This window comes from Clostridium sp. C105KSO13, assembly GCF_001517425.1.
GTDB lineage: Bacteria > Bacillota > Clostridia > Lachnospirales > Lachnospiraceae > Muricomes.
In genome coordinates this window covers 1-12040 of sequence record NZ_FBWL01000146.1, presented here as the reverse complement: position 1 = coordinate 12040, position 12040 = coordinate 1, and the positions used below count along the sequence as shown (strand labels likewise).

At 43.7% G+C, this 12040-nt stretch carries 10 protein-coding genes; all 10 read left to right on the top strand.

The genetic code is table 11. The features are described from left to right. The first annotated feature begins 30 nt into the window (after window positions 1–30). Window positions 31–1563: a YifB family Mg chelatase-like AAA ATPase gene (locus BN3456_RS02540; RefSeq protein WP_089982596.1), complete on the top strand. Its 1533-nt coding sequence runs from the start codon at window positions 31–33 to the stop codon at window positions 1561–1563. Between the two features lie 4 nt (window positions 1564–1567). Further along, entirely contained in the window at window positions 1568–2647 is a 1080-nt protein-coding gene (gene dprA / locus BN3456_RS02535; protein ID WP_089982595.1) for a DNA-processing protein DprA, read from the top strand. A gap of 91 nt (window positions 2648–2738) precedes the next feature. Continuing rightward, a complete protein-coding gene (topA, locus tag BN3456_RS02530; protein ID WP_089982594.1) occupies window positions 2739–4811 on the top strand; it encodes a type I DNA topoisomerase in 2073 nt (690 codons plus the stop codon). A 96-nt stretch (window positions 4812–4907) separates the two neighbouring features. Continuing rightward, window positions 4908–5693 (top strand): GTP-sensing pleiotropic transcriptional regulator CodY, encoded by a 786-nt coding sequence (gene codY / locus BN3456_RS02525; protein WP_089982592.1) that lies wholly within the window; start codon window positions 4908–4910, stop codon window positions 5691–5693. Between the two features lie 98 nt (window positions 5694–5791). Further along, window positions 5792–6133, top strand: coding sequence for a hypothetical protein (locus BN3456_RS02520; protein WP_089982591.1), 342 nt, complete (start codon window positions 5792–5794; stop codon window positions 6131–6133). A gap of 139 nt (window positions 6134–6272) precedes the next feature. Continuing rightward, on the top strand, window positions 6273–6557 hold the full coding sequence (locus tag BN3456_RS02515; protein WP_089982589.1) for a co-chaperone GroES: 285 nt from the start codon (window positions 6273–6275) through the stop codon (window positions 6555–6557). Between the two features lie 19 nt (window positions 6558–6576). Then, on the top strand, window positions 6577–8202 hold the full coding sequence (gene groL, locus BN3456_RS02510) for a chaperonin GroEL (protein WP_089982588.1): 1626 nt from the start codon (window positions 6577–6579) through the stop codon (window positions 8200–8202). Between the two features lie 187 nt (window positions 8203–8389). Further along, window positions 8390–9844, top strand: coding sequence for an IMP dehydrogenase (guaB, locus tag BN3456_RS02505; RefSeq protein ID WP_089982586.1), 1455 nt, complete (start codon window positions 8390–8392; stop codon window positions 9842–9844). Continuing rightward, a complete protein-coding gene (locus BN3456_RS02500; protein ID WP_089982584.1) occupies window positions 9837–10538 on the top strand; it encodes a peptidoglycan recognition protein family protein in 702 nt (233 codons plus the stop codon). Before guaB ends, BN3456_RS02500 begins: the two co-directional genes overlap by 8 nt. Before the next feature lie 40 nt (window positions 10539–10578). Beyond that, on the top strand, window positions 10579–11652 hold the full coding sequence (locus BN3456_RS02495) for a M24 family metallopeptidase (protein WP_089982583.1): 1074 nt from the start codon (window positions 10579–10581) through the stop codon (window positions 11650–11652). The last annotated feature ends 388 nt before the right edge of the window (window positions 11653–12040 follow it).

Genomic DNA, 12040 nt, shown 5'->3' with positions numbered 1-12040 from the left:
AAAGTAACTATTTAGGAAAGGGGTGCGTGAATGAGTTTCAGCACAGTGTTATCGGCCTCTATCCAGGGGCTGAAGGTGGAGTTTGTTAATGTGGAGGCAGATGTGAGCAACGGGCTGCCTGGGTTCCATATGGTGGGGTATCTTTCTTCGGAGGTAAAGGAGGCGGCAGAACGGGTGAAAACAGCCATTAAGAATTCCGGTCTGGACTACCCGGCGAAGAAGACGGTGATTAATCTTTCACCTGCCACCATGCGAAAGAGAGGAGCTGCCTTTGATTTGCCAATTGCGGTGTCTATCTTGGTTTCTCTGGGGCAGATCAGGGAGAGGTGTGTTAGAAATGCCCTCATCGTAGGGGAATTAGGACTTGACGGGTGCATTCAGGAGGTGCCGGGAATTCTTCCCATTGTATTGGAAGCCAGAGATGCGGGGGTTCCCTTTTGCATAGTCCCGAAAGGAAATGCAGCAGAGGGAGCACTTGTGGAGGGGATTTGTGTCATAGGGGCAGGGAATCTGACAGAGGTATTGGGATTTTTGTCGGGAGATATTGCGTTAGAGCCGGAGCCTTATCCGGATGATAAAGTGAATTCCTGCATAAAAGAGGTACCGGATTATAGTGACATCTGTGGACAGGAAACAATAAAAAGAGCTGTGGAAGTAGCGGTTGCAGGAGGACATAATCTACTCCTCATAGGACCTCCCGGCAGTGGGAAATCTATGGCGGCGAAGCGAATTCCCGGTATCCTGCCTCCCATGACAATGGAAGAAAGCATGGAGATTACGAAGATATACAGTATTACGGGACGGATTGATACAAAATATCCGTTGATTCGGCAGCGGCCCTTTAGAAATGTGCACCATACTGCCACAAGGGCTGCACTGATAGGCGGTGGACGGATTCCGACACCGGGAGAAATTAGTCTGGCTCACAGCGGCGTGCTGTTTCTGGATGAGCTGCCTGAGTTCCAGAGATCCGTGCTGGAAGTGCTTCGAGAGCCTCTGGAAGAACATAAGATCCTCATATCCAGAAATCACGGAAATTACGTGTTCCCGGCAAATTTCATGCTTGTGGCGGCTTTAAACCCTTGTCCCTGTGGGTGTTATCCGGACATGGAGCGTTGTACCTGTACACCCGGCCAAATCCAAAATTACCTGGGTAAAATAAGCCAGGCTTTTTTAGATCGCCTGGAGATCTGCGTTGAGGTTCCCAGGATAACGTATGAATCACTCGCGGTGAAAAAGAAAGAGGAAAGTTCCTCAAAGATAAGAGAAAGAGTGTGCGAAGCAAGGAAGATTCAAAATGAGCGTTATAAAGGCACAGAGATTGTCACGAATGCTATGCTTGAGGTAAAAGAACTTGATAAATACTGCAGGCTGGGAAAGGAAGAAAGCCGGCTTATAGAACAGGCATTTACAGCTCTCGGCCTTACGGCAAGAACGTATCACAAGATATTGAAAGTATCAAGGACAATTGCTGACCTGGATCGAGCAGAAAGAATTTGTACAAAACATATAAAAGAGGCCATAGGATACCGTACAATAGATAAAAAATACTGGGGAAGGTGAACAAATGAAGTATGAATACTGGTTTGCACAGATTACAAGCTTAAACGATAGAAAAAAGTATCTTTTGAGAGAATACATGGGGACTGCAAAGGACATATTTTATATAGAAGAAACAAAATTAAATAAAATGGGGTTCTTAAATGAACAGGATATCAATACAATTATGCAGGCGAAAAAATCACGGAACCCAGATATGCTTTATGCTGTCTTGAACAAGAAATCTATCCGGTTTATCCCATGGTTTTCTGCAGAATTCCCGGAGAAACTCCGTGAGATCCCAACGCCCCCATATGCCCTTTATGTCAGGGGATCGGTGCCGGAGAAAACAAAAAAGACAGTGGCGATCGTAGGAGCCAGACGGTGCACCCACTATGGAGAAAAATATGCTCTGGAATATGGAGAAAAGTTGGCACAGTGCGGTATAACTATCATCAGTGGGATGGCACGTGGGATCGACGGGGCCGGGCACCGAGGGGCGCTGTTGGGAAAGGGAATTACATACGCTGTGCTGGGCTGTGGTGTAGATATCTGTTATCCGAGGGAGCATATTGGGTTATATACAGATATTTTGGAGCAGCAAGGGGGGATTTTGTCGGAGTTTCCGCCAGGAACACCTCCGGCTGCTTATAACTTTCCGCGAAGGAACAGAATCATCAGTGGGCTGTCAGATGTTGTTCTTATCATGGAGGCCGGAAAGAGAAGCGGTTCTCTGATCACGTCAGATATGGCTTTGGAGCAGGGACGAGACATCTATGCCCTTCCGGGCCCTGTAAACAGCAGTCTGAGCCGGGGCTGCAATCAGCTCATAAGCCAGGGGGCAGGCATTCTTTTATCACCGGAAAAACTGCTGGAGGATCTGGAAATTTCCCCTTTTTCTTCAGAGAAGAAAGGTGGTAAAAATAAAAAAGTGCTTGAAACTGGAGAAAATATGGTGTATAGTCGACTTTGCCCGTATCCGAAGAACTTCAGTAAGCTTGCCGAAGAAACGGCTTTGCCGCCGGGAGAACTGCTGGAGAAGCTGGTATCACTGGAATTGCAAGGATACATAAAAGAAGTATCAAAGAATTATTATGTGACCTTATAGCGAAAGCACCGTTATAGGGTCTCTGCAGTTTAGCTGCTGAATGAAATATAGACAAAGATATTTAGTTAAGTGTGGAAAGAAAGAGGTTTTTATGGCACATTATCTGGTTATTGTGGAGTCGCCGGCAAAGGTGAAGACAATTAAAAAGTTCCTGGGAAGCAATTATTCGGTGGCAGCATCGAATGGGCATGTCCGTGATCTGCCTAAAAGTCAGCTGGGAATAGACATAGAGAATGACTATGAGCCAAAGTATATTACAATCCGGGGAAAAGGAGATATTCTTGCCAATCTACGCAAGGAGGCCAGAAAAGCAGATAAAGTTTATCTTGCAACTGACCCTGACCGGGAGGGAGAAGCAATCTCCTGGCATCTGGCAGCGGCCTTAAAGCTGGATGAAAAGAAAATGAACCGTATCACATTCAATGAAATTACAAAAAAAGCCGTGAAAGCTTCTTTAAAAGCACCGCGCGAGATAGATATGAACCTGGTGGATGCCCAGCAGGCCCGCCGTGTTCTGGACAGGATGGTAGGTTATCGTATCAGCCCTGTTCTCTGGGTTAAGGTGAAGCGAGGCCTAAGCGCCGGAAGAGTACAGTCTGTGGCTCTGCGTCTCGTAGCCGACAGAGAAGCTGAAATCGATGCATTTATTCCGGAAGAATACTGGACATTAGATGTTATATTAAAAGTGAAAGGGGAAAAGCGACTCCTTAAAGCCAGATTCTATGGTACGGATAAGCAGAAAGAAACCATTTCATCCAAAGAAGAACTAGATAAGATTATTAAAACTATAGACAAAGAAGATTACAAGATCACAGATATAAAAAAGGGAGAGCGCATCCGCAAGGCCCCTTTTCCGTTTACAACGAGTACACTTCAGCAGGAGGCTGCAAAAGCATTGAATTTCGGAACTCAGAAGACTATGCGCATTGCACAGCAGCTTTATGAGGGTATTGATATTAAAGGCAGCGGAACAGTGGGTGTGATCACCTATCTGCGTACAGATTCCACAAGAGTCTCTGATGAGGCAGACGAGAGCGCCAGACAATATATAGTAGAAAATTATGGAAAAGAGTATGTGTCAAAAGGGCCAGGTCCCAAAAAGACTGAAAAAAAGATTCAGGATGCCCATGAGGCGATTCGCCCTACAGACATCAGCAGGACTCCCGCATCATTGAAGGAATCTCTTTCCCGGGATCAGTTCCGTCTGTATCAGCTCATATGGAGACGATTCACAGCCAGCAGAATGCAGCCGGCGAAATACGAGACAGTTTCTGTAAAAATCGGTGCCGGAGAGTACCGTTTTACGGTTGCTACATCCAAGATAGCATTTGAAGGTTTCCGTACAGTTTATACAGAGGCAGACGAAGAAAAAGAAGAAAGCAACGTTCTGGTAAATGGGCTGAACATGGATTCCCGCCTTACGAAAGATGCGTTTGATACAAAACAGCATTTCACACAGCCTCCTGCTCATTTTACGGAGGCAGCGCTGGTTAAGACCATGGAAGAGCTGGGGATTGGAAGGCCGAGTACGTATGCACCTACGATTTCCACAATTTTGGGGCGCCGGTATGTTACGAAAGAGGCAAAGAATCTTTACCTTACGGAAATCGGAGAAGTGGTAAATAATATTATGAAGTACTCATTTCCCAGTATTGTAGATGAGAACTTTACTGCCAATATGGAAGGCCTTTTGGACATGGTGGCAGAAGGAAAGGTACCATGGAAAGAAGTTATCCGAAACTTTTATCCGGATTTGAACGAGGCGGTGGAGGTTGCCGAGAAGGAACTGGAAAGTGTAAAAATAGAAGATGAAGTTACTGATGTGATCTGTGAAGAGTGTGGCCGCAATATGGTCATTAAGTACGGCCCTCATGGAAAATTCCTAGCATGCCCAGGTTTCCCGGACTGCAGGAATACAAAGCCTTATCTGGAGAAAATAGGAGTACCGTGTCCACTGTGTGGCAAAGAAGTGGTAATTCGAAAAACCAAAAAAGGCAGAAGATATTATGGATGTGAGAATAATCCGGAATGTGAATTTATGTCATGGCAGAAGCCGTCCAAGGAAAAGTGCCCGGAGTGTGGAAGCTACATGGTGGAAAAGGGAAATAAACTAGTGTGTGCTAATGAAAAATGTGGATATGTCCGAAACCTGAAAAAAAGTTGATAAAATGTCATTGATATTTGCAAAGTCGTATGATAACATGTCTATATCAAAGGATTTGGAACGAGTTGTATACACAATAAGGTATGGAGGAAATCGATGAGCGTACAGTTATTGGATAAGACAAGAAAAATCAATAAGTTACTGCATAACAATAATTCCAGTAAAGTTATTTTTAATGATATTTGTGACGTTTTAACAGAAATATTGGAATCTAATGTACTTGTAGTAAGTAAAAAAGGAAAGATACTCGGTGTAAGCAAATGCAGTCAGGTGAATGTAATAAAAGAGCTGATGGCAGAATCTGTGGGAGCACATATTGATGCAATACTAAATGAACGTTTGCTGAATATATTGTCCACAAAAGAGAATGTGAATCTGGAGACACTTGGGTTCTCCCCGGAGGCTGTGAAGGGGTACCAGGCTATCATCACACCGATTGACATTGCAGGTGAGCGTCTTGGCACACTGTTTATTTATAAGCAGAATACTATTTATGAGATTGATGATATTATATTGAGTGAGTATGGAACCGCTGTGGTCGGACTTGAGATGCTGCGCTCTGTGAATGAAGAGAGTGCGGAGGAGACAAGAAAAGAGCACATTGTTCAGTCTGCGATCAGTACACTGTCCTTCTCGGAGCTAGAAGCCATTGTTCATATTTTTGATGAGCTGGATGGGGTGGAGGGCATCCTTGTGGCAAGCAAGATTGCGGACCGCGTAGGCATTACCAGATCTGTGATAGTAAATGCCCTTAGAAAGTTTGAGAGCGCCGGGGTCATTGAGTCACGATCTTCAGGGATGAAAGGGACTTACATCAAGGTTCTGAATGATTATGTTTTTACTGAATTAGAAAATATTAAGAAAGAACGTTTACAGAAATAAGGCAGCTGGTTTTACAGTTGCTGAATTTGACTAAGTAAGCAGGAGGGTATCAGATGTCTGATACCCTCTCTTAGGATAATAAGTGGAGGTGAAGAAAGATGTATGAGGGAAACTCGGTAGATTTACAGATGGAAAAAGTAATATCGGCGGATGTGATTTTTGATGATGCGGCTCGACACTGCCAGGTTTTTAAGTATGATCTGGAGGATGATTACATATACTTGCAGCTGAAGGAGGATGACTTGACCACAATCTCACTGGATGCAAAATATCAGTGTTATATCTCCACGAAAAGGGAACTCTTATATTGTACCGGGGCGGTTAGGGAGCGTTTTCAGTCTGAGCATGGAAGTATGATAGTTTTTAAAATTGAAAATGGTTTTTATAGTGTATCAGAAATAAAACGTCCGATGAAGAGAAAACTTGGAGCAGATTCGTAAAAGAAGTAGTTTTATAAACTATATATAAAATTTGGAATCTCTGTTGACAAATTGAAAACAGAGTGCTATTTTATATTTATGAAGTTAGCACTCAAAAGAAAAGAGTGCTAATAGAAACAAAAATCAAGGAGGAATTATAATGAAACTAGTACCATTGGGTGACAAAATTGTGTTAAAACAATTAGAAGCAGAAGAAACAACAAAATCAGGCATTGTCCTGCCGGGACAAGCCAAAGAGAAGCCACAGGAGGCAGAAGTTATCGCAGTTGGACCTGGTGGAATTGTAGACGGAAAAGAAGTTACTATGCAGGTGAAGGCTGGTGACAAGGTAATCTATTCCAAATATGCAGGAACAGAAGTGGAACTGGAAAGCGTAGAATACATTATTGTAAAACAGAGTGACATTTTAGCAATTGTAGAATAGAAGAATAGGAGTGAATGACATGGCAAAGGAAATTAAATACGGAACAGAAGCCAGAGCAGCATTAGAGAAAGGTGTGAATCAGCTGGCTGATACAGTAAGGGTTACATTGGGACCTAAAGGAAGAAACGTAGTGCTTGATAAATCCTTTGGCTCACCGCTTATCACAAACGATGGTGTGACAATCGCAAAGGAGATTGAGCTGGAAGACGGCTTTGAAAATATGGGAGCGCAGCTGATTAAGGAAGTAGCTTCCAAGACAAATGATGTAGCAGGTGACGGAACAACAACAGCAACAGTTCTTGCACAGTCTATGGTACATGAGGGAATGAAGAATCTGGAAGCAGGAGCTAACCCGGTTATACTTCGCAGGGGTATGAAGAAAGCCACAGATACAGCAGTAGATGCCATCGCAAAGATGAGCAGCAAGGTAACAGGCAGTGAGCAGATCGCAAGAGTTGCAGCTGTATCATCAGGGGATGATTCTGTTGGAAAAATGGTAGCAGATGCTATGGAGAAGGTTTCCAATGACGGTGTTATCACAATTGAAGAGTCCAAGACAATGCTTACGGAACTGGAGCTGGTAGAAGGTATGCAGTTTGACCGGGGCTACATTTCCGCATACATGGCAACAGATATGGAGAAGATGGAAGCAAATCTGGAAGAGCCTTATGTTCTGATTACAGACAAGAAGATTTCTAACATTCAGGAAATCCTTCCACTCTTGGAGCAGATTGTCCAGGCAGGCGCAAGACTTCTGATTATCGCTGAGGACATTGAGGGTGAGGCACTTACAACTTTAATTGTCAATAAACTTCGTGGTACTTTTAACGTAGTGGCTGTAAAGGCACCGGGCTACGGTGACAGAAGAAAAGAGATGCTGCAGGATATCGCAATCCTGACAGGCGGACAGGTGATTTCCGAGGACCTGGGAATGGATCTGAAGGAAGCTACAATGGAGCAGCTTGGCCGTGCAAAATCCATTAAAGTTCAGAAAGAAAATACTGTGATTGTAGACGGTTATGGAGATAAGAAAGCAATTGCAGACAGAGTTTCTCAGATCAAAAAAGGAATCGAAGAGACAACATCTGATTTTGATAAAGAAAAGTTACAGGAGAGACTTGCAAAACTGGCAGGCGGTGTAGCTGTAATCCGTGTAGGTGCTGCAACTGAAACGGAGATGAAGGAAGCAAAACTCCGCATGGAAGATGCTTTGAATGCTACGAGAGCGGCTGTAGAAGAAGGAATTATTGCAGGTGGTGGTTCTGCATACATTCATGCTGCAAAACAGGTTGCAAAGCTGACAGAGACATTGACTGGAGATGAAAAGACAGGGGCTAATATCATTCTGAAGGCTCTGGAGTCTCCACTATACCACATTGCATCAAATGCAGGTCTGGAAGGCGCAGTTATTATTAATAAAGTTAAAGAGTCCGAAGCAGGAATAGGTTTTGATGCTATGAAAGAAGAGTATTTAGACATGGTAAAAGAAGGTATTCTTGACCCGGCGAAGGTTACAAGAAGTGCATTACAGAATGCTACAAGTGTAGCAGCTACATTACTCACAACAGAATCTGTAGTTTCTACTATTAAAGAAGATACACCAGCAATGCCGGCAGGCGGAGCAGGTGGAATGGGAATGATGTAATAAACTTCCCACTATATAAAAGTCCCCAGGCAGTGGATTTTACTGCCTGGGGACTTTTTGCTTGACAAGTTTCTCTAATTTCTGTACCATAAGGTTTAAAACATTGTTATATAACAAAACACAACCAGGCAATGGCTTGTCTATAACAATATGTCAAATACACAGATTAATAGAGAGGAGAAAGAACATGGGTAAAATAATTGGGGAAGGCATTACATTTGACGATGTACTTCTTATTCCGGCGTATTCAGAGGTGATTCCAAATCAGGTGAACTTGTCAACTTATCTGACGAAAAAGATTCGGCTGAACATTCCGATGATGAGTGCAGGGATGGATACAGTAACAGAACATCGTATGGCAATAGCTATGGCCCGCCAGGGCGGAATAGGCATTATTCATAAAAATATGTCAATTGAGGATCAGGCAGAAGAGGTCGACAAAGTCAAGCGTTCGGAAAATGGGGTGATTACGGATCCTTTCTATTTGTCGCCGGAACATACACTGGGGGATGCCAACAATCTGATGTCCAAGTTCCGCATATCAGGTGTGCCAATTACAAAAGGGAAAAAGCTGGTTGGAATTATTACAAACCGTGATTTGAAATTTGAAGAGGATCTTACAAAAAAAATAAAGGAACGTATGACTTCTGAAGGGCTGGTCACAGCCAAAGAAGGGATTACTCTGGAAGAGGCAAAGAAAATCCTCGCAACTGCCAGAAAAGAGAAGCTTCCTATCGTAGATGATGCAGGCAACCTGAAAGGTTTGATTACAATTAAGGATATTGAAAAGCAGATTAAGTATCCGCTGTCCGCAAAAGATGCACAAGGTCGTCTCCTATGCGGTGCGGCAATCGGAATTACAGCAAATTGCCTTGAGCGTGCCGGTGAACTTGTGAAGTCAAAAGTCGATGTCATTGTGCTGGATTCTGCCCATGGACATTCTGAAAACGTACTGCATACCGTGCGCATGATTAAGGAAAAATATCCTGACCTGCAGGTCATCGCCGGGAATATCGCAACAGGAAAAGCTGCAAAGGCTCTGATTGAGGCAGGTGTGGATGCCGTGAAGGTAGGAATCGGACCGGGGTCTATCTGTACAACACGTGTTGTTGCGGGAATTGGCGTTCCTCAGATTACGGCTGTGATGAGCTGCTACGAAGTAGCAAAGGAATATGGTATTCCTGTTATCGCAGATGGCGGTGTTAAATATTCCGGTGATATGACAAAAGCTATTGCAGCCGGTGCAGACCTTTGTATGATGGGAAGTATTTTCGCAGGATGTGATGAGAGTCCGGGAACTTTTGAACTGTACCAGGGAAGAAAATATAAAGTGTACCGTGGAATGGGTTCTATTTCAGCTATGGAAAACGGAAGCAAGGATAGATATTTTCAGTCGGATGCAAAAAAACTGGTTCCGGAAGGTGTAGAGGGCCGTGTTCCATATAAAGGAACTGTGGAAGATACGGTGTTTCAGCTGATGGGAGGACTTCGATCCGGCATGGGTTACTGTGGTACAAAAAATATAGAGGAGTTGAAACATAATGGGCAGTTTATGAAGATTTCTGCTGCATCATTGAAAGAAAGTCATCCTCATGATATCCACATTACAAAAGAGGCACCGAATTACAGCGTAGATGAGTAAAAATAAAATTCAAAAACAGATGAAAAAGCACAAGCTTACAAGAAAACGCAGGATCACAAAAAGATGGTTAAGAGCCCACAACGATGCATTATGGATATATGGCGGAATTATAGTTCTGGCAGTTGTGACCATTGTTCTGGGAATATATTCCTGCACTGCAGGCAGAGGAAAAAATACAGGCTTGGAGGCAGATGCCTCCAAGCCTGCTATTGATGTACAGCTTTTGGACGTCAATGAGTATTCCAGGCCTGGGATAAAGTCAGATTCAATCACTGGAATCGTCATACATTACACAGCAAATCCCGGAAGTACCGCCCAGGAGAACCGGGATTATTTCAATGGATTAAAAGACAGCCATGCAACCTCAGTCAGCAGCCACTTTGTAGTAGGGCTGGAAGGTGAAATTGTGCAGTGTGTCCCCACCTGGGAGCTGGCCTATGCATCCAACGGCCGAAACCATGACACAGTGTCCATTGAAAGCTGCCATCCGGATGAATCTGGCAAGTTTACACATGAGACCTATAAATCCCTGGTTCAGCTCACAGCATGGCTGTGCGAGAAATATGGACTTACAGAACGGCAAGTTATAAGACACTATGACGTCACCGGAAAAAACTGCCCCAAATATTTTGTGGAAAATGAAGAGGCCTGGAAACTTTTCCGAGGAGATGTAAAAGCAGCATTGGCGAAATAAAATAAAAAATAGGATTCACACTAAAAGGAGGATATTGAACATGAACGAAAGAATCAACCGCGTATTGGAAAAAATGAAGGAGAAAGGACTTGATCAGTTATTACTGTCCGATCCGCTGAGCATCCGCTTTCTGACCGGAATCATGGTAAATCCGGGGGAGAGGCTTTACGCACTGCTGCTGCGGGCGAACGGAAAACACACGCTGTTTTTGAATTACCTGTATTATGTATCTGATACCGGATTTGAGGAAGTGTGGTTCAGTGACATGGATGATCAGATTGCCGTTCTGATGGATCATATTGACACAAAGAGTGTATTGGGAATCGACAAGACATGGCCGGCACGTTTCTTAATTCCGCTTCAGGAGCGCTGTCCGGAATTAAAGACGATCTGGGGATCGGACTGTATCGATGATGTACGTGCTGTCAAGAACGAAGAAGAAATAGCAATTATGAAGCAGGCATCTGTCATCAATGATAGTGTGATGGAAAAAGCTGCCGCATTCATCAAAGAGGGTATGTCAGAAAAAGAGATTGCAGATTTCATTGACGAAGAATACCTGAAAGCCGGAGCAAGCGGAGTCAGCTTTGATACGATCGTCTGCTTTGGACCGAATGCAGCTGACCAGCACCATACCCCAAGCGAGACACGAACATTAAAAGCAGGCGAATGTGTTTTGATTGATATGGGCTGTATCTGGAAAGGATATTGCTCCGATATGACAAGAACGTTTTACTGCAAGAGCGTTGACGAAGAGCAGGCTGCGATCCACGATCTGGTTCGTACAGCTGTTGAGAAGGCCGAAGCAGTGATCAGACCGGGTGTACGTTTCTGCGATATTGATGCACAGGCCAGAGATCTGATCGACGAGGCCGGATACAGTGAATACTGGCGGATTCGTCTCGGGCACTTCATCGGTCAGGAAGACCACGAATACGGTGATGTAAGTCCGATCAACAAGAATGTGGCAAAACCAGGCATGATTTTCTCTATTGAACCGGGTATTTATATAGAAGGAAAATATGGCGTCCGTGTCGAAGACCTTGTTCTTGTAACAGAAGACGGCCATGAACTGCTGAACTTTGTAGACAAGAAATGGAGAATCATAGGCTAAGATCAAAAGCAGCAGTGCGCAGTTCCTTTTTCATGCATGCTTGTTATTTATTCTTCTGGAGGAATACGAGTACATACCCTGCAGAGAACCACCTTTGTCAATGCATGAGCATGTTTTTTATGATGCGGCAAAAAGAAGAGGATGACTTTTTTAAAAGAATATTGCAAATGTTTGAGTCATGAAACCGATGGTTAAATCTGAGATTAGTTTAAACCATCGGTTCTTTTATGACAAGTTAGCGTGAGAACAGTAACAATATAAGTTACTGTTCACACCCGCATAAACCCCAAAAAATCTCTTCGTTAAAATGACGAAATTTATTTTTTTCAAAATCACCTGATGTGGATGCTGTAAATACATTCAGGAGAAGAGGTGGATAACTCTTTCT

Excerpts from the sequence above, each read along its gene's own strand:
- BN3456_RS02540 (WP_089982596.1), top strand. The coding sequence starts at position 31 with ATGAGTTTCAGCACAGTGTTATCGGCCTCTATCCAGGGGCTGAAGGTG.
- dprA (WP_089982595.1), top strand. The coding sequence starts at position 1,568 with ATGAAGTATGAATACTGGTTTGCACAGATTACAAGCTTAAACGATAGA.
- topA (WP_089982594.1), top strand. The coding sequence starts at position 2,739 with ATGGCACATTATCTGGTTATTGTGGAGTCGCCGGCAAAGGTGAAGACA.
- codY (WP_089982592.1), top strand. The coding sequence starts at position 4,908 with ATGAGCGTACAGTTATTGGATAAGACAAGAAAAATCAATAAGTTACTG.
- BN3456_RS02520 (WP_089982591.1), top strand. The coding sequence starts at position 5,792 with ATGTATGAGGGAAACTCGGTAGATTTACAGATGGAAAAAGTAATATCG.
- BN3456_RS02515 (WP_089982589.1), top strand. The coding sequence starts at position 6,273 with ATGAAACTAGTACCATTGGGTGACAAAATTGTGTTAAAACAATTAGAA.
- groL (WP_089982588.1), top strand. The coding sequence starts at position 6,577 with ATGGCAAAGGAAATTAAATACGGAACAGAAGCCAGAGCAGCATTAGAG.
- guaB (WP_089982586.1), top strand. The coding sequence starts at position 8,390 with ATGGGTAAAATAATTGGGGAAGGCATTACATTTGACGATGTACTTCTT.
- BN3456_RS02500 (WP_089982584.1), top strand. The coding sequence starts at position 9,837 with ATGAGTAAAAATAAAATTCAAAAACAGATGAAAAAGCACAAGCTTACA.
- BN3456_RS02495 (WP_089982583.1), top strand. The coding sequence starts at position 10,579 with ATGAACGAAAGAATCAACCGCGTATTGGAAAAAATGAAGGAGAAAGGA.